The organism is Bacteroides faecis (genome assembly GCF_020091505.1).
GTDB lineage: Bacteria > Bacteroidota > Bacteroidia > Bacteroidales > Bacteroidaceae > Bacteroides > Bacteroides faecis.
In genome coordinates this window covers 1-24,793 of the sequence record NZ_CP081914.1, presented here as the reverse complement: position 1 = coordinate 24,793, position 24,793 = coordinate 1, and the positions used below count along the sequence as shown (strand labels likewise).

Below are 24,793 nucleotides of genomic sequence, written 5' to 3'. Positions count from 1 at the left end.
ACTTAATTATTTATTGGAAATTTGACACCTACTAATAATCCATTTCGGAAATGGTCACGTGTCCAAAAGACAAAATCATTTTTTTGCATTACAAAGACTTGCATTCCATTTCTAAATGAATAGCTATATTCTAAACCTATATCAATGGAAGCCTGAAACCCTTTTCTGTTAGCTCCTAAATCTGCTCCAAACCGCCATCTTAAATTACTGTTTTTGCCTCGTGAGATTGTAGGTTTATATGCTGCACCTATGCCGAATGTTTTATAGCTCCAGAAACTATCAGAGCATACCTTATTACATACTGGGCATTTATCATATGCTGTAGCTAAATCAATATATAGTTCATAAGCATTGTGATATTTACCTTCAAACTCCAGCCCTACAACTGCATTGACGGTATTTTTCCATTGCCAACCTCCTGAAATATTAAAAAACTTATCACCATCACCAGCCATTGACTTTAGGGAAAAAAATAAGGTGATAACAAGAAATGCTATTCTTTTCATAATCGTAAAATTTTATTCAGTAAAAGCATCTGCATGAAGAATGTCTGCATAATCAATTCTTAATGTTATAGTACGTCCTGAAATCTGTTTTTCAGATATTTCTATGGTAAGAACTTTTTCGTCTGGGAAAGTAAATTTTTCAAAGACAAAAATATTTCGATAGTTCTTCTTGAAAACAAGATTCTTATTAACTTGCATCAATGGAAGTATTTCTATAGATTGAAAATTAGTAGCCTTTGTTTGTTTTTTATCTTCTATTTTGAAGCGTATTTGGTCTATATCATATCGTATTTTTGTTTTATTAATCATAGAAATATCAATAAAGAAATACTTATCTAATGTGTAGATATTGTTTAGTACAATTTTCATTAGGTTACTTTTACTGGAAACATCATAGAATTTATTTTTTGAAATAAACATTCTATGTGCGTAATCATACATTTGTGCTTTGGTTAAGTTCACTTCTGGATTCATATAGCTACGTAAATCAGCATAAGGGATATTAAAGCGAGTGTATGCTTTTGCTAAATCGCTACTATATACTAGCATATATTGTACGAAAAATCTTTCTGTAACAATGGTGATAACTCCACTAGCTCCTTCTTTTGTGGGCTTTATTCTAAGAGAGTTACCAGTAGGAATATCGCCAACAATATCATTGACTGATATATCAACATATTTTATATCTTCCATAGCTATAAAATGCGTTGAAACATCTTTGTTGACGTATATAACCTTTAGTTCTTCTGGGTTTTCACCTGCAAGCTCGATGTTTTCTCCAATAGGGGTGTTCTGTGCATTTCCTGTAATAACAGAAACCATTGTGCATAATGCAATAAAAATCTTTCTCATATTATTGTTCTTTATCTTTGTTGTTTACTAAAAAAACTTGTGTGTTATATTTTAATTTGGCTTTGTTTTTTTTGATGTTTTTGGAAAGAGCTTGGGTTGTACTACGGTAAGCATCTTGTAAAGCACCTAAAGCGAATTGTTCTACTCCTTCTGATTGGCTGTTCATTTGTATAGTTTGGCTTCCTATTTGCGCTCCAACATCTTTACTCAAATCTCTAAAAGCTGATGAAGGAACAAAGAAACCTTCTTGTCCGTCATTATCATATACAGATAAATCTACTTTCATTTGTCTGCCATCAACCATTATAGAGGAAATATTAATGTGTACTCTTTGAGCTTTAAAGCCAGATACATTCCCATATAGGTAAGTGCCTTTAGTTAAAAGAGCGTCATTAATCATTATATCATCTAGAAGCCGTATGCGTACTCGGCTACCATCTGTTACTTTTAAAGTTTCATCTAATATAGCTGTGATTAGTGAAGTTTTTTGTTCTTTCCCTACAGTATTAAAATATACTTCTGCGGGATTTTTCGCTTTTACAACTTCTATAGCCTTTTCTTTTGGCTTTTCATCTTGTTTTTTTTGAGGTGTTCTAGGACGTGGATTTTGTAATGAATCTATATAAGCCATTTGCATTTTAAAAAGCTCCATTTCTTCTTGCATCTTGGATTTTTCAGGAGCTTTCCTAGTTTCTGTTTGACTTGATTCATCTATAGTAGGAAATCCTTTTATTTGTTGTTCCAATTCCTTTTCTCGGATTCTAGAAGCTTGATTTAAACTGTCAATTTGCCTTATTTCATCATTGGAGTAAAGAGAACCAGAACTTTCAATTTCGCTAACTTCTTCTTCTTTATCTATGGTTTGTATTGATGAATAATCAGAAGATTTATTGAAAGCTCCTTTGAGTGATTCAAATTTACTTTTTATCTCTCTTTTTTCTAAATTAGCATCAGGAATATCAAGATTTAATTCTTCCGTTTCTACTAATGTAGTTTCTTCTGCTGGGGCAGAGTTTATCATATCCTTAACTAGCCATCCTATCCCTAGAATAAAAGGTAGGATGAGTATCGGAATGATGTACTTAGGCTTTTTAATATCAATCTGTTTCATACGCTATTTATTTAATTCATTGTATAAATTTTTTATTCGTATAGTGTCTTCTGGAGTTAATTTCCCATTTTTTCTTAGCTCATTAATTTCATTTTGCATTTTAATCACTTCTAACAAGTCGTGAACTCCTACTTGTTTTTTTTGTAGGGTACTATCAATGTTAATTTGTACTTTGCTTTTTTCTTCGTTGAAAACTTGCATTGGCTTTCTTTCTGGACGCATTACTAATGATAGAATTGTGACGAAAGAAAGGAATGAAATCGTAATTCCAAACATAGCTTTACGGTGTATATCAGCCCACGCCAATAAGCGTTCACAAGCGTTATTAACTCCGAATTTTTGAAATATTTTAGTAAGAAGAACAACTGTAGCTTGCTCGGCTTTAGTCTTGATACTTTCTTTTCTATCATTCTTTTTATGTTTAAACAGTTTCATTAGAAATTCTTTTTTACTTTATAATCTAGGTCTTTGTTTAGTATCGTTTTCCAATCTGTGATAATAAGTCCATGAGGATTATTTTCAGTGCGTGGAATTTGTCTTAATTTCCCTGTAGTTACAAGTTGCCTTTTTAGAATAGAGGTTTCTCGCTCTATACGTTGGATGCCATAGTACTCAAAAGATAGGTTGTTCATGTCCACCTTGATACTATCTGTCATAATTGTTACTGTTGCAGAACTCGCTAATATGGTGTTGAAATATCCTTTTTCTTTTAAATTATTATATTGTTTTAATCCGCTATCATCAATTAGATACATGGCTTTTTCCATGTTGTATTTTATAAATTCATCGTCTGGTGGTAATGTGAAAAATAAAGTGTGGAATAGATTTATGTGGCTCTTACATTCGACTTCCAAGTTGACTTCTGTACCAGTTTGTTTTACTAGTACAGGGACATCATTATCCAAAACATATATTTTTTTTCTTTCAGCTTTTACTAAAGAGAAACAAAAGGCTAGTACCATACCTGAAATAACTATACTAGTTGCAAAACAGCCAATGGATAAAATTCCGGCTAATTTGATTTTATTTTCTAAGTTTTTAATAATCATGATTATGTGAATTTAAAATTTAATGAATCTTTTTACATAGCTGCACTGGCTCCACCTGTAGCCGGAGCTGCTACAGCTTTGGTTGCGATGGCTGCTCCTCCAACCATGCCTCCTACTGCTTGCCCTACTCCAGTTGTACTTACAATCCATGTAGAAACAAAAGGTATTGTAAGCATGGCAAATGCTCCAAGTAATGCTGTAAGAAGGAAGCTATTGACACCTCCAGAGGTCATTCCGACATACATGACAAATGCAGCTTCATTTCTAAGCGCATATTCTAAAATTTCAATTTCTCTTTCTATCCCATATTGCATTACTACTAAAGAAATTGATAATACTATATATGCAATACATGAATATAAACTAACACTGACAAAACGAGCTATCCATTGTATATAAGCATCCCGAAATGCAGGTAAAACAGAGAATGCAAAAGCTAGTGGACCAAGAATAACTAATATTCCTGTGAATATGATTTGTAGGAAAAAGACAAAATAGGTACATACTTGCCAAAAAGTAACGACAATAAATTCAATGATATTAAACATTATCATTTTAACCTTAGCGACTACATATACATATAATCCAGCTATCTTGTCTCCAATAGCTGAGAAGTCTATACTAAAATCATACCATTTCTTATCCTTAACTTCATTTTCGGCTCTTTCAACTTCTAATGAAGTATGTAATAACTCTACTGCTACGCTATCAATGAGTGCATATCTATTACGAGAAAGTAATTCTACTTCTTCTATCTGATTCGTAAACATAGCCTTGCTTCGTGCTGTTAATAACTCTCCGGGATAACTGATTAGATTAATAAAGGGAATCCAGAACATAAGAACCAATCCCAGTGCGAATGGACGCAATAACGGGATAATCTCTAATTTTTTATCTCCACTCATCATTTTGAAGCTTTCTACTCCAAAATATAACAACATAAAGATTGCTGCCAATGCTTGTGCATCCGCAATAAATTCTCCGAATAGAACAGTTGTTTTATCTCTTAGTCCATCAAATAATTCAAATAAGAATTTATCTATTAACTCATTCATGGCTCATTATTGTTTTATTTATATTATTCAATCTTGTTATTAATGAAAGAACCTCTATTAGTTCTTTATCAAAATCTAAATAGGCTTCCCTTTTTTTAGAGTTACTCATATGTGAATCATGGATTATATCTATGTTCTTTTTTATTCTAGTAACTTCATCAGTTATAACTTCAACATGTTCTTTATTACCGCCATTAGAAGAATATTCGACAAGTTTTTTATTTATATCATTAAGAATATCATTTCTACGATTTTTAGTTAAAGTATATTGATAATCAATTTCTTTATCTCCAAATTTGAAGAGTTCCTGTCTATATATGGTATCAACATTATACCCTTCTTTTTCTGTTTCTGATTTATTGTACTCTACGGCTGCCATCATGGGAATTTCTTGTAACTGGAAATTACGTCTATCTTCCTTCCCGTATTTGTCGTGTAACCCTAAGCCCGGCAAAGGAATTTTAATACCCAAAACCTTTTTATACCATATCCAGTAATGATACCATTCTGGTTGTAGTCGTACTCTATCCATAAATTCCATATTATTAAGCACGCTCCATTTCCCTTTATCCTTTACAGGCATTTGGGAATAGGTATTAGAAGTACCAATAATCAACATTAGGGAAAAAAATAAAAGCACTCTTTTCATATTATCTTTTAGGTTTTACTTTATAATTCTGTAATAAATCATCAACTAATTTTGAACGATTATCTTTGTATTTAAATACCCCCGGAGCTAATGTTTGTAATACTCCATTTCTTTTTGCTGTTTTCATCTGTCGGCATACAGCGTATGCTATACCTCTCATGTTTCTTAGTTCATTAATAACATACTTAAGCAAGTCTATTCTTTGCTTATTATCCATAAGGTTTACATCTGTCCCGACAATAGCGACCTGATAAATGTATTGTGTCAAATCCGCAGTGCGATTTACTAATTCTAGCTCTGTTTTTGCTGACACCAATAATAAAGCCGGGTCACCTACAGCAAGTTCAACCATTTGTTTTTGATATTTACCAATATCTGCTGCAATATCAGTGCAGTAGATAATATCTTTTCCTGTTTTTATGATGGCTTCTACAGATTTTAGGCTATTATAAAATTTGCTTTGGAAAAATTCAATCTGAACCATTTTTTCACTGATTTGTTTTTGTATAAGGCTTATTTGAGCTTCATTCTCTTTCACTTTAGAGAAAGAAGTATGTTGCACCTTATGATTAGCTATAAGTGTTTCCATACAGGTTATATCCAAGACTGCCTTTTGCGAATATGCAACTTGGGTTAAAGTAGATGCTACCACTAAAATAAATAGGATTTTCTTCATGATATTATCTTTAACGGTTTGTAATCCATTTGTATTTATCTAGGATATATTTATATAATGGTTGTTCCCCTATGATGTTAAGTATATCTTTTAGGCTTCCATCATCGGAGTGATACCCTAGTACCTTATTGACTTGTAAAACCCAATCCATATTTTTTAATTTGGAAGATTTTAGGTCTATTATAAAATTATCCAATCCTGTTTGGAAACTACCATAAATGATATGATAATATCCAACAGCATCTTTTTCAATTCGTTCTGTAGTAAATGTGAAATATTCGTGTAGAGAAACCTCTACTCCAAATACATTTCCATAATTTCCTCTTTTTATAAATACTTCATTAAACCGATTACGGTTTTCTTTATTGGGAAGTTGATTTATGGTAAATATTTGCTTTTGATTTACTTCCGTTAGGGATAAAAGATTTGCTATTTCTTGATATTTGTCTATAAATTTACTTTGGTCTAATAGGCATATAATATCGGAGTTGCTGATTATAGAGTTTTTGACTACAGGATTACTAATTATGTCCTCCAGTTCTTGAGTAACAACCATTGCCATACCCCAAAATTTACGAACTGTTTTATACAAATAGAGTATATAGCCAGCCATCATAGGGCTAGCTATGGCTTTCCATGCTTCTTCAATTATTAATGCCTTTCTGTTCTTTTTTAATCTCATTTTTTGAATAAAAACGTCCATAATAATTAAGGTTACTATTGGAAATAATTCAGGGTCATCTTTAATTGCATCAATTTCAAAAACTATAAAGGGTTCTTCAAAAAGGGAAGTGTCAAAATCCTCATTAAGAGTTTTTTCTAACTGTCCTCCTTTATAGAATTTTTTTAATAGAAACTTATAGTTAGTAATATCAAAATCAATTTTGTTCTCTTTGCAAATGATAGGTATAATGCGTAGGGAAAATTCGTAGAAAGAGTTAAAAGATAAGCTTTCAACTTTTATTTCTTTCAATATATCTTCCTTCTTCTGGATTCGTCTTTCTATTATAGAAAGTAATCTAGTTTCAGGATTATCAAGCTCTTGGCGTGTAAAGCCTTTTTCGATGAGAATGTTTTGTATCGCTTTTTCTGCGTTGGTTTTTTCTCCGCCTTCTCCTTTTTCTACTAGTTGCTGTAATTTCTCTATTTTTTCGGAAAGTATCTTGCGTTCTTCTTTTTCCCTTTCGTTTTCAAATTCTTCTTCATTGACTTGAAATTCGAGTAGTAAATTTTCACGTATGGCTTCTTTTTCCGCATCTGAATAACCATTAAAGGGATGAAAGTAGAAAGAATAGTATTTTTCTATGGTAATATCCATAATTTCTTCTTCTTGCTTTTTGACCTCACCATTTGCACCTTTCCATATCAGGAAAATTAATGATTTAAGAAAGTTTTTCTTTTCTACATTATACTCTTCTTCAGTAATTCGGAAAGGATTCATAGATATAGGCTTGCTTTCAGAATAAGTAATGTATTTGCCATGATAGTATTCGCACATTCCTGAATAACTATGCCCTGTATCTACCAATACAATATCAGTGTTATCTAAAACCCATTGTCTTACTTTGGAGTTGACATAGAAAGACTTACCAGAACCACTTGGACCTAAAACAAAGAAGTTGGAGTTATTTGTATATTTTTTCTCACCTTCTTTCCCGGACATATCTATTCCAACAGGCAATCCTTGTCTGTCTGTAAAATAAGTAAGAAAAGGGCTGTTTTCTGTTACTTGTAATTTTTCCTTGAACAAAAGACAAATTGCAGCATCGGAAGTTGTTAGAAATTTGTCATAACTGTTTAGGTTGATTGCGTTTCCTGGCAGTGCACATTCGAATAATTCTAATTGGTTGAAACATTGTTTATTAATAATAATGCCACAATCAAAAAGAGATGTTTCAACATAGTTGATAGCCTTACTAATATCATCAAGACCAGCAAGAATTATATTATAATGTGCATATACAAGCATTTGCCCTTCTCTGGCAATATCCGACTGCACTCGTTCTATGTCTTCTACACATAAATCATTTGCAGGGTCAGGCATTCCTTTATGTTTTTTCTTTTTGCCTTCTAATTTGTTTGCTTCGTTTCGTTGGTCTGGAATATTTATTACTTGATTATAGATAATTGTGTCTATACCTGGTGTATCATGCAAAAAAGAGAGTAAGTCAACAGGAAACCTTAGCCCAATATTGACCTCTTTATATGGTTTTATAACAGAAGGAAAATTAACTTCGTCAATATCTACAAGAGAAATGCACTGTACGTTTTTTTCTCCAATTATAAGATTTTCTTCTCTTGCTTTGATATTTTTTAGGCTTACTGTTTGCTGATTGAAATTGATAGATAGAAATCTTTTTATATATATTTCTATTTCATTTTCATTTAATAGTTTAGCTCTTATTCCTCTGTTAGCGAATAGTCCTAATACTTTTGTGATGTTTCTAATAAAAGTATCAAACCTTCGAGGGTCAAAAGAAAAGAATTTAGACCTTTCTACTTCTCCTGTAATAACAAGATAAGTAGAAATATCAGTATATATTCGTCCTTTAAAATGTTCAAAATAACGATTTGATAAATAGTCGTTCTTCCTATTCTGGGGTGGTAAAAATGATTTTTTACATAGAATATCCTGTTTTTGTATTGTATATCCAGTTCCTAATACTTTGAGGATATTAGTAAATAAGTGGTGAAAATCATAGTAAGCATCCATATCTGCTGAATACTGTATTATCGGATTTTCACATTTAATGATAACAGAATAGTCGCCCCTTCGGTTATAGAATATAGGAGTATTGTCTATTGTTTCAATACCAATATAAGGAGCTTCAAATTCACTTTTCTTTTTCATAAGCTTTATTTTTTTCTATCTCTTATAAAAGTGCGTGATACTATATATATGCCTTTTCGTTTATCTTTCCTGTGAAGCCCTTTTCTTTGTAATTGCGATGTTATTCCTAACCCTCCAAACATAACTATTACAAGAGTTATACCTCCCCACATAAAAGAAGCCAGAGTAGAAACAATAGCACATAAAAGTAAAGCACTAATAATACAAGCTCCACCGATATATATGAACTTGCCTTTAAATCCTTTGAAAATAAGGGGCTTTTGTAGCCCCTTATATACATTGTAACTTGGATACTCTTTCGACATATTAGATTCCGAAGAATGCTTTTACGACAACACCTGATACAACCAGAAAGATACATGACCCCATCCAGCCCATAACAGCCTTTTGTACATCTTGGTCACCAGAGTTCCATTTTAAATAAACTCGCACTGCTCCAACTAATCCTACTAGACCTCCTAGTATCATCATCATGTTTCCTAGGGGGTCCATGTAGGTTGCAAGTTCAGAACTAGCTGCATCAATTCCCGCAGCACCTTGTGCAAAAGTGTTAGTTACTACCATTATGCTAATGGCTAAAGCGAATGCTCTTTGAGCAATTTTTGAAAAAAACTTTTTCATTTGAATAAAAATTAGTTGTTTATTTGTTAAAATTTACGTGTGAAAACATGCTTTTCCCTTTAGCAAGAAGTTGTTCCATTGGAATACCTTGTGTTTCAACTTCCATTTCAATAGATTCATTTACAGATACATAATTCTGTTCAGATTCTTTTTTTTCATCTTCTTTTTCGTATGAGCCTGTTTCAAAATCTTCATCTACAACTTTGTGAGGTATTTCTTCTTCCTCTCCTATTGAAATAATTTCTTCTTCTTCACCTGTATTGGTTTTGCTTTGCTTTAGGAAAGCATCATACAGGATGTTTGCAGCGTAGTAAACTACATAAATGGCAAATACAGCCATGATAAATTGTGAATAACTCATATTCTTAAATTTAAAAGTTTCATTAATCGACCCTTTTTCTGTACTTTTGATTTATAATAGTACTAGAGGTAATAACAGGGGGGAAAGCCCTAGTTTAAAATAGTTTCGCGAATAGTTGAATTTATGAAACTTGGATTTAAATAAAATGGAGATAATAGGCTACGCTCGTGTTTCAACGAGGGAACAGAATTTAGATTTGCAGCTAGATGCTTTAAAAGAAGCCGGATGCAAACTTATATTTGAGGAAAAAGTATCAGGAGTAAAGGATAGACCCGAATTAGATAAAGCCCTTGCATATTTGCGAGAAGGTGATACTTTTGTTATCTGGAAGCTAGATAGATTAGGACGTTCTTTGAAAGATTTAGTTTATATAGTTGATTGTTTGCAGAAAAGAAAAATTGCATTCAAAAGCATAGTTGATGGTATTGATACTAATAGTGCTTTAGGAAGATGTCAATTTGGAATTTTTGCTTCATTGGCTGAATATGAACGTGAAATAATAGTAGAACGAACTAGGGCTGGATTACAAGCTGCAAAAGAACGAGGGAAACTTACGGGACGACCTATAGGGTTATCGGAAGATGCAAAGAGAAAAGCTATAGCAGCAAAGCGTTTATATGAAAATCGGGATTATTCTATAGATGAAATATGTAGAATTTTACACATTGGAAGTAAGGCTACTTTGTATAGGTATTTACGTTATGAAAAAGTAAGATTGATGAATAGAAGAAATAAATAGGGCGTTACCTTTCAGGTCGGGCTTTTCGCTGCAAGTCCTCGCTACGCTGTGGGCTTTCCGCTGCAATCCCTAACGCATTTTCCCACCCACCCTTCTAAGGTATATCCAATGCTTTGCTTTTTTCACCGCTTCTATGAAGCACCTACAAAAGCAAGGCATTGGATATTCGGTTTTATAGACTTCATGTTCCCTAAAGGGAATATTCCGTTTATAAAACCTTATCTCTCACCCAAAATATATAAAACTTTAGGGAAAAGATAATACGTTAAAAATCAGCCAATTATAAACTATTTTTAACAAAAATAATTGTCTTATTATTTGCGACATTTATAGAAAATTACTATCTTTGAGTATTGAAAATAAAGAGATAAACAAACCTTTAAAGCTGGTTTGGCTGCCAGTATAAAGAACAGCAAACAAAATTATGAAATCTACTTTTGATAAAAATGCAGAGAAGTTTGTAAACCTTATGGTTGAAAAAATTGAAAGCTTGTCTATGAATTGGCAAAAACCTTGGTTCTCTAAAGTCAACTCTAAACAGAACTTTTTACCACAAAATTTAACAGGTCGTACTTATAGTGGTGGAAACGCTTTTTTACTTTATTTTTTGTGTGAAAAATATAATTATCAAACTCCTGTTTTTTTGACATTCAATCAAGCACGAAACGAAGGTATTAATGTTCTAAAAGGTGCTGTTGCTTTTCCTGTTTATTATACATTATTTTGTGCTTATCATCGTCAGACAAATGAAAAAATTTCATATGATGAATATAACAAATTATCAGAAGAAGAACAAAAAGAATACCGTTTAGCAGCTTATACAAAATATTTCCAAGTTTTTAATTTAGACCAAACAAACTTTGCGGAAAAATATCCCAATAGATGGGATATATTAAAGGCTAAATTTTCAGGAGAGGAACAGCCACAAGAAGAGAAAGAAATGTATGTAAATCCAATACTTGATGAAATGAATAAGAATCAAAATTGGGTATGTCCTATTCAAACGGTTTCTAGTGATAGTGCGTTTTATTCAATATCAAATGATAGCATTACTTTACCTTTAAAGAGCCAATTTAAGGACGGAGAAAGTTTTTATGGTACAGAATTACATGAAATGGGACATAGTACAGGTGTTAAAAATAGACTAAATCGAAAAGGATTTTATGAAAATGATAAATTCAATTATGGGCGTGAAGAACTTGTAGCAGAATTAATATCGGCTTTGTCTGGTGTATATTTGGGTATTTCTGTAACCGTCAGAGAAGAAAATGCGGCTTATTTAAAATCATGGTGCAAAGCAATAAAAGAAGAACCTAAATTTTTATTTACTGTATTGGCAGATGCTATTAAAGGTAGTAAATTCATAGCCCAGCATCTAAATATAAGGCTAGATGTGGAAGAAGTTGAAGAAGAGAAAAATACAAAGGTTGCTTAAAGGTTCCTTCCCCCCTCATTGGGGGGAGTTCTTTTTTCAAACGCCAAAAAAGAACCAAAAAGGCTTAATCGCTTCACTTTGTTACGCTCCAATAGTTTTGCTATCGGTAAACCCACCCACCCTTCTAAGGTATGTTTCTTTATCCCTTCTGCAATCCTTACTAAAGTTCCACTACCTTTTAGGTAACTCCACTTTAGTAAGCATTGCAGAAGCGGAAACATGACGCAAATTAAAATACATTCTCACTTTGAGAATACATTTTAATGCGTCTTGTTGTCTAACCCAATAAGAACTATAGGGAAAGAAATTGATACCGTACTTTTCGGAGTTGCGGCATTGATGGGTAAACATGGCATGATGAAATGATACCGAATTATCATTCCTGGCACACCCTGCAGAACGACATTTTGATACCAAATACAAAAAGCTGCCGGAAGCCGGACACAAAAAATTGATACCATAAAACTATAGGGAAAAAGAACAAAGAGAAAACACTATATATAAATAATATATGAATATATAATATATGAACCTATAAACATATAATATATGATTAATATACTCCACTTCCAGAAAGAGCAACACGAAGAATCTTCTTTTCCCTAAAGTTCTTTGTGTCGTTTCTCTCTATATCTGAATACAGAAAAACGGCTGCATCATAAAAGAAAAGACACCGACACCATTCAGGAACTACCGCCCATCGGCAAAAGGATTGCATCTAATTGATACCTTTTCTGCCTGCACTGGAGAGAAACCGGGAAGGTATTTGATACCGTACTTTTCCGGGTTCTGCCCGGCATGGACGATAAGAGAACATTATTATGATACCAAAAAACTTTAGGGAAAAATAAAACTTCGGCACTCTATAAGCCTAAAACTATTTTTAACAAAAATAATTGTCCTATTATTTGCGACATTTATAGAAAATCACTATCTTTGAGTATTGAAAATAAAGAGATAAACAAACCTTTAAAGCTGGTTTGGCTGCCAGTATAAAGAACAGCAAACAAAATCATGAAACATTGCTTCTTAAATCCATTTCGTAGCCAACTGTTAGGGCTATTTTTCAGTATTAATTCATTAATCATTTTTTTATGAAAAAAGAGTTTACATTACGCTTAGACGATGCAGCCTGTGCGGAGTTAGAAAATCTAAAAAAATTATCTGGTGAAAAAACAGATGCTAAAGCTATTAGATTTGCTATTCAGAATTATGCAACTTTGAATGATAGGTATATTGAAACACAACGGCAAATAAGGACGTGGAAAGATAAATATGCAGCGTTAAATAAAGCTGTTGATGATTACTTGTCTTCTTTTGAAGCATTGAAGAAAACTACAGATTGATAGTCAATTATTAGAAATGTGAAAGGATTAATTTATGATTGGAGTAGAGAAGAAAATTTTCAGATTATCTAGTTCTGTGTTAAATCGTACTTTTAAGCAGGAAAAGAGTATTTTTTGTTCAATGGTGTTACGATTGATGGATACAGAAAACTATGCAAACAATTATTGCGATTCGCTAAGTCTTGTTCTTGAACTATTTCCAGAGATTGATAGGGAAAAGCTAGAAAAAGAATTGGATAAATACGTTTGATAGTATTTGAAATCAAAAATGGGCTATTAAACTAGTTAATAGCCTTATTTTAATACATAAATTCATGAAATATGGCAGCGGATATGACAGATGAAACGATTGCACAATACATGGAACGCATCGAGAAAATGAGCATAAAAGAAATTCAAAAAGAAATTGAATTTCTGGAAAGCCCCGGTTACAACTGTGAAGGACTGGTATGTGCAGACGGAGTAATTACTCCCCGGACAAAAATGCATCGTAAGGTTCTTTGGTATAAGAGAATGAACCAAAAGAGCCTAACAGCCCTGCAATGGGCAAAAGAAGGATATGTTGTAAATCCGGATGCAATAGGAAGAAAGTGGAAAAACAATCCTCACAATTCAAAGGCTATAATATATTATGTATCAGATGAAGTACATGAGGACAAAGAAGCGGCTAAAGAATTTCTCAAATCGAGGCGTAAGGAAAAGAAAGAGTAGTCTTTAGTTCACAGGTCTCTTTTCCAGATATATAAGTCAAGATAAAATGGGATTATCATACCAAATAACGCATAACAGAATAGTAATGAATCAAGAAAGAACATTAACCTTTGGTAAGTATAAGGGAACACATCGAAGTAATATTACTGGAGGCTTCTCAGCGGGTGACTTCGGTGGTTTAATTTATTCAATCGAAAATTTCAATGAAAGTGAATATGAGTTTTAACCAATAAAATGAAGATATGAATAATGAATTTATTGATGGTATTTGGTTTGCTGTTCAGCATATTGTAGTAGTCAGAGATATGCCAGCAATCGCAATAGGGATAATTAAGGAATCGAATCTTTCCATTGATGATTGTAAGGCTGCGCAAAAAAGGAGTGGTTCTTTTCACAATCAGATGATGAAGTTTATTGAAACAGAATTAGCGTAAAACAGTATAAATATGAGCAAAATTGAAGAAGCCTTCAGAGGCTTAGGAAGAACAGAGAAAGTGAGATTCATTTCGCAGAACATCGAGTATGCAAATGCGGTTGCAGTAGCCAGTTATGTAAAAGGTTATCTTTTCGATGTCCTTAATGATGTCGGAGATGATGAGTATATAGCAGCGTATCTCAGAGAAAAGGGATATGAAGTAAAAAAACAAGAATAATCCTCAAATCGATATATAAATAAACGAATTATGAATGAAAGAACAATCCAAATAGACGTAATTGGAAAAATAGAAGGTACTCAATTTATGAAGTGTAAGCTATATACAAATGAAAATATTGTCATTATCATGATGAATGAATTTGATTATGAACGGTTGAAAGAAGAAGGAATCTTCATAAGAGATGGCAAAAGTCGAGATTCAGCCGGGGTGTTGAATACAACCAATACTTTCATCGAAAAAAATTAATACTCAAAACAAAAAAGAATGATTATGGATAAAAAAGAAAAGAATTTTGCCACATACAAAGAATTTGCAAAGATGCTTAGGGAAGTGGCAAACATATACTCTAAACTGGGTGACGAACCATTGTTGAAAGAAGGATATGAGTATAACGCCATTAGAGATGCTGTTCAGTATGTAACGAACAAACACGATTTTGGTTACTTTATACAGCCTTGGAAGGATGAGTTTCTACGTATGCCTTTTGATGTGACGAAGCGAAAAAAATGGGCTGATTATGTGGCTGAATGCCATGCTACAGGAAAGGAAATAGATTACGATAATTATGATTGGGATAAATGACCATAATTTTTCGAATAGTGTGAAAGGGAATAGATGTCATATAATCAAAATATAGATAGAATGTTTATTGAATATAAGGTATATCGTAGGGTGTCAGATTTGAAGCCTTTTATATCTAGGGATGAACTCCCTTCTTGTCAGATGATTGGGAAAAAAAAGTTTGTAGGAAAAAAAGCAAAAATGGAGGCTGTTTATAGACTTACAGGGAAACGTTTGCCAGAAGACTATACAACAGAGCAGGTAAACAATTTTCTTACGGTAGAGCTTTTTAATACGTCTTTATGGCATAAGTATAGAAAGATTTACAATGAAGTTTCCAATGAAAAAGAAATTGTTGTTGAGAACTATAGTTATCAATATACATTAGTTGTAGAATTAGCAAATAAATCGAATTTATCATTGGATGAAGGAAAAATTGTACATTTTGTTATTTGCGAACTGTTAGGAAATCCTTGTGAAACGTATAAAGGGATGAAAAACCCTATAATTTCTTTACGAAAAGATTATGATAGATAAAGCAAAAACATTAGATGAATGCTTTAAGGAACTAATTCTTAAAAGAGGTTGGTCTAAAAATAGTCCATATGACCGCCGAACTGCATCAAGGCATAAAAAGCAATTCCTTGAAGGAACGTTGCCCGATGAATTTAAAAGAGTATATTTGCAAAGTGCTGGTTATACAATAGTGCAGCCGGAGCTTTGGCGACAGGAATTATAAAACAAAGAAAATGGACTGGAGGAACATAATAAGAAATCTATTAGAAATTATCATTGCTATTTTTAGAATGATTTTCATAGGGCTATTTTATATAGCCAAGTTTATGTTTGTGTTCTTTATTCTACTTTTTTTTGGAGTATTAATCAGTCAAAATAATAAGCGATGGTAAATAGAGAAATAAAAGCCCGAAAACGTGCGGTGAAAGAAGAAAAAGAAGAAATAGACGGTGAGATTGTTAGAATTAGGAAAGGGCATCCTCGTACAAATCTTCCTGTGAAACTCCCAGAAAATCCCACATGGCTGAAACAACCTAATGTAGTTACATTAATGGCTGGTGATTTTAAGACAGTACAGATTAGAATCTTAATTGCTGTTATAGAGAAATTACAGGATGTCATAGAATTAAGTATTCAGCATCTAGATAAATATGGTACATCTATTCCATGCGAGCAATTATCTTTATTTCAAGAATATTCAGACCGTATAAGAGTAGATATCGCATATCGGGATTTGGGCGTTAATCCAGACCAATACAAGGAAGTAAAAAGCATGGTTCGTAAATTAATCAGTATTCCTGTAGAGCTTGATGTTAAAGACCCAATAACAGGTGAGGATAGTTGGTCTATTACTGGTTTATTCACTAAGGCAAATATACCTAAAACTCCTTATTCAAGAGGTTTTTCTTTAGAAATGGATAGAGAGGTTGCTAAAGTTTTCATTAATGTTGATAGAGGTTTTACACGCTATATAAAAGAGATAGCTTTAAGAGCGCAAAGTAGATATACAATAAGAATGTATATGCTGATTAGCTCATGGAAAGAAAAAGGTGGTTTTTCTATCTATGTGGATAGATTTCGGAAATTCTTAAAATTAGAAGATAAATACCCCGAATTTAAAGATTTGTATAAACGTGTAATACGCCCTGTTTACGATGATTTGTTTGAACAGGCTGATTGCTGGTTTGAAATGGCAGAAGTTTATCGTAATTCAGGCGATACACAGCCTTATAAACTTAATTTCAAAGTTATTAAGTCTGCATTATCAAAGAAGGAAGAAGAACTATTAAAAGGACAAAAGAAGATGATAACGAATTTTTGTTCTTTGCACTTTGCAATGAAGGACGAGCATTTGCAGCAGTTTATTCCACAGATTACATTAAGCAACTATAAAGCAGTAGTAACTAAGATGCTTTATCTAGGCGAATATGTTAGAGATAACTGGAATAAAATTTCAAATAAAGCAGAATATTGTTTATCCGTATTATTAAAAGAAGTAGAAATACTCCCCGGAATGATTGGAGAAGAAAAAGAAGATGAATAAAAGTTGGGTTTTTGTCCCTAGGAGGGGTCTAAAAGTTGGGTTTTTGTCCCTAAGAAGTTGGGTTTTTGTCCCTAAGAAGTTGGGTTTTTGTCCCTAAGAAGTTGGGTTTTTGTCCCTGATTTTTTACCATTATCTGTTGTTTTTCAGATAGTTACCCTTTCATTTTTAAGGGTACTACCATCACTAGCTGATAAAAAAAACCTGATAATCATACCAAACACAAAAAAGGAACTTTTCTTATTACATAAACCCATAAAAAAGGAACTTTTCTCATAATCTTAACACAAACTTTAGGGAAAAGAACACTTATTAACAAAAAAAGACACTATATGATACAACTAATCAATCAAAAGTTGGGTTTTTGTCCCTATCTAAAAAAAACATATTTTAAAAAGTTGGGTTTTTGTCCCTATGCTTTTTTGATATACTGTAGGGAAAGAAATTGATACCGAATTATCATGCTCGATATGTTCTGAAGAACGCCTTTTTGATACCAAATACAAAAAGCTGCCGGAAGCCGGACACAAAAAATTGATACCATAAAACTATAGGGAAAAAGAACAAAGAGAAAACACTATATATAAATAATATATGAATATATAATATATGAACCTATAAACATATAATATATGATTAATATACTCCACTTCCAGAAAGAGCAACACGAAGAATCTTCTTTTCCCTAAAGTTCTTTGTGTCGTTTCTCTCTATATCTGAATACAGAAAAACGGCTGCATCATAAAAGAAACGATACCGACACCATTCAGGAACTATCGCCCATCAGCAAAAGGATTGCATCTAATTGATACCTTTTCTGCCTGCACTGGAGAGAAACCGGGAAGGTATTTGATACCGTACTTTTCCGGGTTCTGCCCGGCATAGACGATAAGAGAACATTATTATGATACCAAAAAAACTTATCTAATTGTATTTTTTTCCCTTTTGTTTGGGAGGGTGTTTAGTAATTTATATATTTGCGTTTGTAGAAATTAATAGCAAGATGTGTTTTTGTGTCCACAAAAACCAAATCTTGCCTGATAAATCAGGAGTTTAGCCCCCTCGCAACTTGGGGGCATATATTATTTAGTATCATAGTATGAAAGCAAATAAAAGAGATAGAATAGTGAAAGTTCGCTTAACGAATTTAGAATATGAAGAACTAACTAAAGCTTCTAAATCTAGCAAATGTATGTCAGATTATTTTAGACAGAGAGTCTTTAGGAAAGGAGTTGGTCTTATTGACCCTAAAGAATTTATTCGTTCGATGGATGAAATTTGTTTGGAAATGAAACGTATAGGAAATAATATAAATCAGTTGGCTAGGTATGTAAATATTCATAAGGAAGAAGTTAATCAAGAGGTTCTTAATGAGGTAGAAAAGAAAATGGCAGACTATGTAATTATGCAAGATAAATTGAATGTTACTTGGCGTAAGTTGATGTCAATCAAATAATATATGTATATATAATATTTATATATATAATTTTAGTGATAAAGACAGCGTTACTATTTCTTTTCCCTAAAGTTCCTTGTGTCGTTTCTCTCTATACCTGAATACAGGAAAACGGCTGCATCATAAAAGAAAAGACACCGACACCATTCAGGAACTACCGCCCATCGGCAAAAGGATTGCATCTAATTGATACCTTTTCTGCCTGCACTGGAGAGAAACCGGGAAGGTATTTGATACCGTACTTTTCCGGATTCTGCCCGGCATGGACGATAAGAGAACATTATTATGATACCAAAAACTTTAGGGGAAAATATTATATATATAAATAATATATGAATATATAATATTTACATATTTATTATATGAATAAATTATATTGAAATATTCTTTTATTGAATATTTGTTTGTATATTTGCGGTGTGAAGTTATAAATATGGTAGTAGTAGTTTTAAAACCGGCAACTTCTTTCGCTGGTATTGATTATAATGAGCGAAAGAATGAGGAAGGCAAGAGTGAACTTCTTGTTGCAGAAAATTTTGCTATGAATCCAGATAATTTAAAGAAGTCGGATTATATAGCTTATATGGAATCTGTCTGTAGGACTAATCCAGCGGTCAAGGCAAAACAATTTCATGCAGTGATTTCATGTAAGGGGCGTGAATATTCGGCAGAGGATTTGAAAAATGTAGCTTTGCAATATATAAATAAAATGGGTTATGGAAATAATCCTTATATGATATATTTTCATTCTGATACAGAAAATAATCATGTACATATTGTTTCTACACGAGTACAGAAGAACGGACAGAAGGTAAAAGATAATATGGAAGCTGTGCGCTCACAGAAAGTCATAAATCAAATAATGAATGTTGATTTAGCTTTGAAGGCTAAAGATGATATTTCAAAATACATGGAGTTTTCTTTTTCTACAGTGCAGCAATATAAGTTGTTACTTGAACAATCAGGATGGAAATTAAGAGAAAAGGATGGATTATTAATTTTGTATAAGGGTGGTGAAAAGCACGCTTCAATTCAATTAGAGCAGATAAAAGATAAAGCTAAACAATATACACCTGATGAAGAAAGAAGAAAACAGATAACAGCTCTTTTATTTAAATATAAGCAAGGACTTTCCTATACAGAACTTCAAACTTTGATGAAAGATAAGTTTGGTATAAATTTAGTCTTTCATACAGGAAAAGGACATACTAAACCTTATGGATATACATTAATTGATTATAGAAATAAGAGAGTTCTGAAAGGTGGGGAAGTTATGGATTTGAAGGAACTTTTAGTAGAGCCTAATAAACAAGCAAAAGTTGAACACTGTAATAGTATAATTAATCTTCTTTTGAAAGATGGAACAAAATATACAATGGATAGTTTCAAGAAATTAATGTTAGATTACGGTTATAGGTTTTCAATGAATGGCACAATATTTATAAATGGTGATGATAAGGCTTTATTGGTTCTTGATAAAAAACTGTTGAAAGAACTTAGATATAATAGCAGAGTGTATGAAGCAAATAAATTTAATGTTGCTACACTTAAAGAAGCCGAGTTGTTAAGTAGAATTTATCATGTGAAAAAAGATGATATTTTGATTCAAGAGCATATGGATAAAAAAAATACTGTCTATACTGATATGATAAATAGTTATTTGGCTCATAGTTCAGATTTACATTCTACATTAAGAGAAAAAGGAATTCTTTTTGTTGAAGATGATAATTTAGTTTATCTAATAGATAAAAAGAATAAAGTAATCGTAAGTACTGATGATTTAGGAATCAATATTATAAAAGATGGCTATAGTAAAGATAGGATTACTCTAGTTACTCTTGATAAGATGGAAAGAATAAATGTTGAACAAGATTCAGAACTGGCAAGGGGATTTAATCTGATTGATGCTATTTGTGATATTCTTAGCCAGCATATAAATGTACAGCAAGATAAATCTCCTAATAGGAAAAAGAAAAGAGGACAGCAACAAAATTAATAAATATAAGTAAGATATGATAATATTATTTGGGAATCAGAAAGGCGGTTGTGGTAAAACGACTAATTGCATACAATTTGCCAACTATCTAGTAGAAAAAGGAAAAGAAGTTCTAGTATTGGATTTAGATTTTCAGCGTTCATTATCGGATAGAAGAAAAGAAGATATTGCGACCTATGATAATGAACCTAAATATGAGGTTATACAAACCGATATATCTAATGTTGCTAAAATTATTAGTGATTTTACTAAGGTTGAGCAAGGAAATCTATTAATAGATTTGCCTGGTAAGATTGATGATGATGCTCTGGGAACTATTCTTAAAGCTGCGGATATAATAATATGCCCATTTAAATACGATAAATTTACAATGGATAGTACAGGTTTTTTTATCCAAGTGTTACAGTATTTAAATGTAAAAGCCAAAATATTCTTTTTACCTAACAATATGAGAACTGCGGTAAGATATGAAACAAAAGAACAGGTAGTTGATATTCTTAAGCAAGTTGGTTTTGTTACAGATGAAATACCAGCTTCTGTTGCTATGGAACGTATAAATACATTAGCAATTAGTAATGAGTGTATTGATAAGGTGAAGAATGCTTATGATTATATCATTCAAGAAGGAGCAATAAAATAAAATATTCTTTTAATAGATATTTGTTATAAAGTTATTCATTTATTGTATATATTTGCACATGGCTGATAAATTAAGGAAAAAGCAAAATGAAGGTATTTCTAGTGTTCTGGAAATAGCTAAAATGATAAGAGGTGAAGAATTGCATGGGAGTAGTATAAATGAAGCTCCTATTCAAGAAGCTAAATATGAAGTTGAAGAGGAGAAAGAACCACTTCATGTAGAAATGGAAACAACTTCTTCGGAAGTTTTTAATTTTAATGGCTCTAGTGAAATGGATTTGACGGACTTATTAGAGTACATTAAAGGAAAAAATTATAATTGCAAGGAAGTTCTATATGTTGATACAGATGTAAAAGAGGTGTTTGGGTTGCTCAAAGCTAAAGCCAAAATACCTATTTCATCTTTAGTTTCGTTTATTTTGGAAGATTGGTTAACTAAACACCGTAGCGACATAAGTTCTTTGATTAAGCAAAAAAAGAACCGTTTTCTTTAGTACAGAAAAAGGGTCGTTTTGTGAAACAAAAGATTTTGGTTAGGCTAGTTTAGAAAACACTTTTCTTTTTTTGTTTTATGGTATCAAATTTTTGCGTCCGGCTTCCGGCAGCTTTTTGTATTTGGTATCAAAAGGTCGTTCTGCAGGGTGTGCCAGGAATGATAATTCGGTATCATTTCATCATGCCATGTTTGCCCATCAGTGCCGGAACTCCGAAAAGTACGGTATCACAAATTCTTTAAAGTAATATTGAAAATAAAAGAGAGTCTTTTGTACTCTCTTTTATTTTATTAAGGCTGTAATAAATTGATGGCTTTTTGAAGATTAGCTTCTAGCTCTTTTTTAGCGTTTGACATAGCATCCTCATAGTTTTTTTCTGATTGTCTTATAATTTCTATTATAACAGAATTATAATTGGCTTTTTGTGCTTCATCTTCTTCTGTATTAGAAATCAGATAAAACTTTTCACTAAATATTAAATCTATAAAAACATAGTTAGAATAAAAATTCAGCACTTGAAATAAAAGTTTTAGGCTGCCCCCTTTTCCTAGTTCAAGATTTGAAATCGCATTTTGTTTACAGTTTAGCTGTTCTGCTAATTGAGCTTGGGAATATCCTATATGCTCTCGGATTTGCTTTAACCTTGTGCCTAAAATTGGTAATGTAATGTTATACATATTGTTCTATTACTGTTTCTACTTCGTCGTATATTCTCTTAAAGTTTTTTTGCAGTAATTTCTCTCTATTATCTGCTGTCCCAAAGTTATATACTTTTGGCAGTTCTTTGTAGGCTTCTTCTTCTTTCTTAATTTTTTTTAAATCTAAATTGGTTTTGCAATGGTACATCGCTGTTGGAAAATTATCTTCTTGTCCAAAATCTAATGCAACTTGCCCTACTAATGTACCAGCTTGTAATGAAGATATTTTGGATGCCGGGATAACAAAATCCATTTGTTCATTCATATTAATTGTTGTTTCGTTTCTTCTGATAGTAACGCCTTCTTTTACTTGCTTAACTTTTCCAAATAGTTTTTGTAGCCAATCTAAAGTTTCAGGAGCTTTAGCTTGCCCGGATAAAGTGTTACCTATAATAGAAGTTATAGTTTTTGCGGTAGCTTTGCCGTATTGTTCTTCTAATTGCGGTAGTTCCTGTAATCCCAAACAAATTGAAACCTTATTGCTACGTGCAGTAGAAAGTAGTGTTGCAAGTTGATAAAAATATAATGTGGGACATTCATCTACTATGATTGAAGTAGGGTAGTTACCTTTTGTATTGACAAGTCTAGTTAATCGGTTAATGATAAGTGCATTTAAAGCACTATTCATGCTTTGTGTTTTAGGGTTATTTGCAATGATAAGATAACTAGGGTCTTTTTTATCTGATACTTTTAAATTGAAATCATTGCCACTAAATACCCAAAAAGATTCTTTAGTTGCTAGTCTTGATAACTGTACTTTTAGACTTGCCATCTGTCCTTCTAATTGGTCCACTGCTCCTGATTTATATGCAGCTTCAAATGGGGAAACTAGTGATTTTAATTCAGGTTCGGAAAAGAGGACTTTAAAAAGTACGTCATATTCTTGATTAAGGAAAGCCAGTACATGCGGTAAATCTGAATATTTGCCATTCTCGTATCTAGACCAAAAATAAATAGAAGCTGCTAACAAGTTTACTGCTGATGTTTTAAAAAAATCGCTATTACCTCCACTTCCTTTGTCGCCTTTTTGTAAACTCTCATATAATGCTTCTGCCGTTTCTGTTGCATCTGCTAGGATTTCTATATATTCTCGTTTCAATGGGTTTATTCTTCTACTATATTCAATATCAGAAAAATTAATGACATTGAACTTGAAATTACTTGGTATTTTTCCTAATTGCTTGTTCTTTTGATAATTATAATATGCAATTTTGGCAAGTTCAGGAAATTTGAAGTCGTAAACAACTTCTGCAAATCCTTTAGCTGAATGTTGTCTTATAAAAGAATTTATAACAGAAAAAGATTTACCACTTCCAGGCGTTCCTATTACGAAAGTTCCACGAAAACAGTTGCATATATTCAGCCACCCATTATGCCACTTTCTATTGTAGAAAAACTTCATCGGAATATTGACAGAGAATTCTGTTTCTACCTTGTCTTTAGATTGTTCAAAGCTTTCATTCTCTATATTAAATCTATCTTTCATAAAGTTTGATTTAATACGTTTGGAAATGTTATCTAGAGCTGAATTTATTAATGTCGCTCCAATTATTGATAGTATAATGTAAGCTATATTATACCATTCTAAACTAGTTTCTCCTTTTTCTTTAAAGAAAAGAAAGCATATACTTCCAAAGAACATTATGAATCCAAAGATTAAAGGAAAAATGATTTGTTTAGTCGGGTCTAATTCTAAATCCTTTTTTGAACGTGTTCCAATGCAAGTAACCATTATAATAAAGAATGTAAATAGTTTACTATAAAGAATATTAGAATAGATAGGAATTTTTGCCATTTTTGATAATAAGGGCATAATTTGTTCACTAAAGGGAAAATGAACAAATAGTAGAATCTCTATGCAAACAGTTATATAAATGAATGCTTGCATGAATCCATATAGTTTTTGTAATTCTTTGCTTTCTTCCATGATTTAATCGGGTATTTTAACTTTTTCAGGTTCCTCACATTGAAAAGCCTTGAAATCTTCTATAGCTAATTTCAAGTCTTCTAAAAAATTGCTATTGCAACCTTTTTCTACTGCTATCTGGTAATATGCTTCCATTGCTTGGACGGAACAAATATCTGTTCCGCATATTACAAAAGCTGGAATGTCTTCTAATAGGCACTTGTGTAATAATCTTTTTTGGTCTTTCATTTTATTAATTCAAATGAAAATACCACTCTTTTATGCAGTGAGAGTGGTATTGGTTTTTATTTTTTGGTATCATAATAATGTTCTCTTATCGTCCATGCCGGGCAGAACCCGGAAAAGTAC

The 24,793-nt window shown here is 32.2% G+C and carries 32 protein-coding genes; 17 read left to right on the top strand and 15 right to left on the bottom strand.

Going from position 1 to position 24,793, the window contains the following annotated elements; all coding sequences use genetic code 11:
- Positions 1-2: 2 nt before the first annotated feature.
- The 12 genes from K6V30_RS00155 to K6V30_RS00105 are packed head-to-tail and all read right to left on the bottom strand — an operon-like array spanning position 3 to position 9,731.
- Positions 3-506 (bottom strand): hypothetical protein, encoded by a 504-nt coding sequence (locus K6V30_RS00155; protein WP_007559132.1) that lies wholly within the window; start codon positions 504-506, stop codon positions 3-5.
- A gap of 12 nt (positions 507-518) precedes the next feature.
- On the bottom strand, positions 519-1,358 hold the full coding sequence (gene traN, locus K6V30_RS00150; protein ID WP_004295380.1) for a conjugative transposon protein TraN: 840 nt from the start codon (positions 1,356-1,358) through the stop codon (positions 519-521).
- Position 1,359: 1 nt separating this feature from the next.
- Positions 1,360-2,469 (bottom strand): conjugative transposon protein TraM, encoded by a 1,110-nt coding sequence (gene traM / locus K6V30_RS00145; RefSeq protein ID WP_007559128.1) that lies wholly within the window; start codon positions 2,467-2,469, stop codon positions 1,360-1,362.
- Between the two features lie 3 nt (positions 2,470-2,472).
- Positions 2,473-2,904, bottom strand: a complete 432-nt coding sequence (locus tag K6V30_RS00140; protein WP_224207069.1) for a hypothetical protein — start codon at positions 2,902-2,904, stop codon at positions 2,473-2,475.
- Positions 2,904-3,518, bottom strand: a complete 615-nt coding sequence (traK, locus tag K6V30_RS00135) for a conjugative transposon protein TraK (RefSeq protein WP_005647312.1) — start codon at positions 3,516-3,518, stop codon at positions 2,904-2,906. The genes K6V30_RS00140 and traK overlap by 1 nt, the downstream gene beginning before the upstream one ends.
- 32 nt (positions 3,519-3,550) lie before the next feature.
- Positions 3,551-4,573: a TraJ family protein gene (locus K6V30_RS00130; RefSeq protein ID WP_007559121.1), complete on the bottom strand. Its 1,023-nt coding sequence runs from the start codon at positions 4,571-4,573 to the stop codon at positions 3,551-3,553.
- The gene (locus K6V30_RS00125) at positions 4,566-5,222 is read right to left on the bottom strand and encodes a hypothetical protein (RefSeq protein ID WP_007559119.1); all 657 of its coding nucleotides are present in this window, start codon (positions 5,220-5,222) and stop codon (positions 4,566-4,568) included. The genes K6V30_RS00130 and K6V30_RS00125 overlap by 8 nt, the downstream gene beginning before the upstream one ends.
- 1 nt (position 5,223) lies before the next feature.
- Positions 5,224-5,898, bottom strand: a complete 675-nt coding sequence (locus tag K6V30_RS00120; protein ID WP_004295374.1) for a hypothetical protein — start codon at positions 5,896-5,898, stop codon at positions 5,224-5,226.
- A 10-nt stretch (positions 5,899-5,908) separates the two neighbouring features.
- A complete protein-coding gene (locus tag K6V30_RS00115) occupies positions 5,909-8,749 on the bottom strand; it encodes a TraG/VirB4 family ATPase (RefSeq protein WP_007660146.1) in 2,841 nt (946 codons plus the stop codon).
- A 5-nt stretch (positions 8,750-8,754) separates the two neighbouring features.
- Complete coding sequence (locus K6V30_RS25260) at positions 8,755-9,054, bottom strand: hypothetical protein (protein ID WP_004295371.1); 300 nt, start codon at positions 9,052-9,054, stop codon at positions 8,755-8,757.
- A 1-nt stretch (position 9,055) separates the two neighbouring features.
- Positions 9,056-9,370: a DUF4134 domain-containing protein gene (locus K6V30_RS00110; protein WP_004295370.1), complete on the bottom strand. Its 315-nt coding sequence runs from the start codon at positions 9,368-9,370 to the stop codon at positions 9,056-9,058.
- Positions 9,371-9,389: 19 nt separating this feature from the next.
- Complete coding sequence (locus tag K6V30_RS00105) at positions 9,390-9,731, bottom strand: hypothetical protein (RefSeq protein ID WP_007559113.1); 342 nt, start codon at positions 9,729-9,731, stop codon at positions 9,390-9,392.
- Between the two features lie 145 nt (positions 9,732-9,876).
- Here K6V30_RS00105 and K6V30_RS00100 point away from each other — a divergent pair, with 145 nt between their 5' ends.
- From K6V30_RS00100 to K6V30_RS00020, 17 genes are all read left to right on the top strand, one after another.
- Positions 9,877-10,470, top strand: coding sequence for a recombinase family protein (locus tag K6V30_RS00100; protein WP_007559111.1), 594 nt, complete (start codon positions 9,877-9,879; stop codon positions 10,468-10,470).
- Positions 10,471-10,894: 424 nt separating this feature from the next.
- Positions 10,895-11,905: an ArdC family protein gene (locus K6V30_RS00095; RefSeq protein WP_005780952.1), complete on the top strand. Its 1,011-nt coding sequence runs from the start codon at positions 10,895-10,897 to the stop codon at positions 11,903-11,905.
- A gap of 1,094 nt (positions 11,906-12,999) precedes the next feature.
- Positions 13,000-13,251: a hypothetical protein gene (locus tag K6V30_RS00090; protein WP_004295365.1), complete on the top strand. Its 252-nt coding sequence runs from the start codon at positions 13,000-13,002 to the stop codon at positions 13,249-13,251.
- Positions 13,252-13,285: 34 nt separating this feature from the next.
- Positions 13,286-13,501: a hypothetical protein gene (locus tag K6V30_RS00085; protein ID WP_007559101.1), complete on the top strand. Its 216-nt coding sequence runs from the start codon at positions 13,286-13,288 to the stop codon at positions 13,499-13,501.
- Between the two features lie 71 nt (positions 13,502-13,572).
- Positions 13,573-13,962 carry a hypothetical protein gene (locus K6V30_RS00080; protein WP_007559098.1) on the top strand — a complete coding sequence of 130 codons (390 nt, stop codon included), beginning with the start codon at positions 13,573-13,575 and terminating at the stop codon, positions 13,960-13,962.
- An 85-nt stretch (positions 13,963-14,047) separates the two neighbouring features.
- On the top strand, positions 14,048-14,188 hold the full coding sequence (locus tag K6V30_RS00075; protein WP_007559096.1) for a hypothetical protein: 141 nt from the start codon (positions 14,048-14,050) through the stop codon (positions 14,186-14,188).
- A 16-nt stretch (positions 14,189-14,204) separates the two neighbouring features.
- A complete protein-coding gene (locus tag K6V30_RS00070; RefSeq protein WP_007559094.1) occupies positions 14,205-14,396 on the top strand; it encodes a hypothetical protein in 192 nt (63 codons plus the stop codon).
- A 12-nt stretch (positions 14,397-14,408) separates the two neighbouring features.
- Positions 14,409-14,615, top strand: coding sequence for a hypothetical protein (locus K6V30_RS00065; protein ID WP_007559092.1), 207 nt, complete (start codon positions 14,409-14,411; stop codon positions 14,613-14,615).
- A gap of 30 nt (positions 14,616-14,645) precedes the next feature.
- Positions 14,646-14,864, top strand: coding sequence for a hypothetical protein (locus K6V30_RS00060; protein ID WP_004295363.1), 219 nt, complete (start codon positions 14,646-14,648; stop codon positions 14,862-14,864).
- A gap of 24 nt (positions 14,865-14,888) precedes the next feature.
- Positions 14,889-15,200, top strand: coding sequence for a hypothetical protein (locus K6V30_RS00055; RefSeq protein ID WP_008765228.1), 312 nt, complete (start codon positions 14,889-14,891; stop codon positions 15,198-15,200).
- A 33-nt stretch (positions 15,201-15,233) separates the two neighbouring features.
- Entirely contained in the window at positions 15,234-15,716 is a 483-nt protein-coding gene (locus K6V30_RS00050; RefSeq protein ID WP_217315572.1) for a hypothetical protein, read from the top strand.
- Positions 15,706-15,918 (top strand): hypothetical protein, encoded by a 213-nt coding sequence (locus K6V30_RS00045; RefSeq protein WP_004295360.1) that lies wholly within the window; start codon positions 15,706-15,708, stop codon positions 15,916-15,918. The genes K6V30_RS00050 and K6V30_RS00045 overlap by 11 nt, the downstream gene beginning before the upstream one ends.
- Positions 15,919-16,080: 162 nt before the next feature.
- Positions 16,081-17,238 (top strand): replication initiation protein, encoded by a 1,158-nt coding sequence (locus tag K6V30_RS00040; protein WP_007559085.1) that lies wholly within the window; start codon positions 16,081-16,083, stop codon positions 17,236-17,238.
- Between the two features lie 1,096 nt (positions 17,239-18,334).
- Positions 18,335-18,691, top strand: coding sequence for a plasmid mobilization protein (locus tag K6V30_RS00035; RefSeq protein WP_007557662.1), 357 nt, complete (start codon positions 18,335-18,337; stop codon positions 18,689-18,691).
- A 433-nt stretch (positions 18,692-19,124) separates the two neighbouring features.
- The gene (locus K6V30_RS00030; RefSeq protein WP_224207072.1) at positions 19,125-20,687 is read left to right on the top strand and encodes a relaxase/mobilization nuclease domain-containing protein; all 1,563 of its coding nucleotides are present in this window, start codon (positions 19,125-19,127) and stop codon (positions 20,685-20,687) included.
- A 16-nt stretch (positions 20,688-20,703) separates the two neighbouring features.
- On the top strand, positions 20,704-21,327 hold the full coding sequence (locus tag K6V30_RS00025) for a ParA family protein (protein WP_004295355.1): 624 nt from the start codon (positions 20,704-20,706) through the stop codon (positions 21,325-21,327).
- 58 nt (positions 21,328-21,385) lie between these two features.
- Positions 21,386-21,820 carry a hypothetical protein gene (locus tag K6V30_RS00020; protein WP_007557648.1) on the top strand — a complete coding sequence of 145 codons (435 nt, stop codon included), beginning with the start codon at positions 21,386-21,388 and terminating at the stop codon, positions 21,818-21,820.
- A gap of 290 nt (positions 21,821-22,110) precedes the next feature.
- Here the strand turns inward: K6V30_RS00020 and K6V30_RS00015 are convergent, their stop codons facing one another.
- The 3 genes from K6V30_RS00015 to K6V30_RS00005 are packed head-to-tail and all read right to left on the bottom strand — an operon-like array spanning position 22,111 to position 24,673.
- Positions 22,111-22,497, bottom strand: coding sequence for a helix-turn-helix domain-containing protein (locus tag K6V30_RS00015; RefSeq protein ID WP_007559164.1), 387 nt, complete (start codon positions 22,495-22,497; stop codon positions 22,111-22,113).
- Complete coding sequence (locus K6V30_RS00010; RefSeq protein WP_004295345.1) at positions 22,490-24,445, bottom strand: type IV secretory system conjugative DNA transfer family protein; 1,956 nt, start codon at positions 24,443-24,445, stop codon at positions 22,490-22,492. The genes K6V30_RS00015 and K6V30_RS00010 overlap by 8 nt, the downstream gene beginning before the upstream one ends.
- A gap of 3 nt (positions 24,446-24,448) precedes the next feature.
- Complete coding sequence (locus K6V30_RS00005) at positions 24,449-24,673, bottom strand: hypothetical protein (RefSeq protein ID WP_004295344.1); 225 nt, start codon at positions 24,671-24,673, stop codon at positions 24,449-24,451.
- Positions 24,674-24,793: the final 120 nt, after the last annotated feature.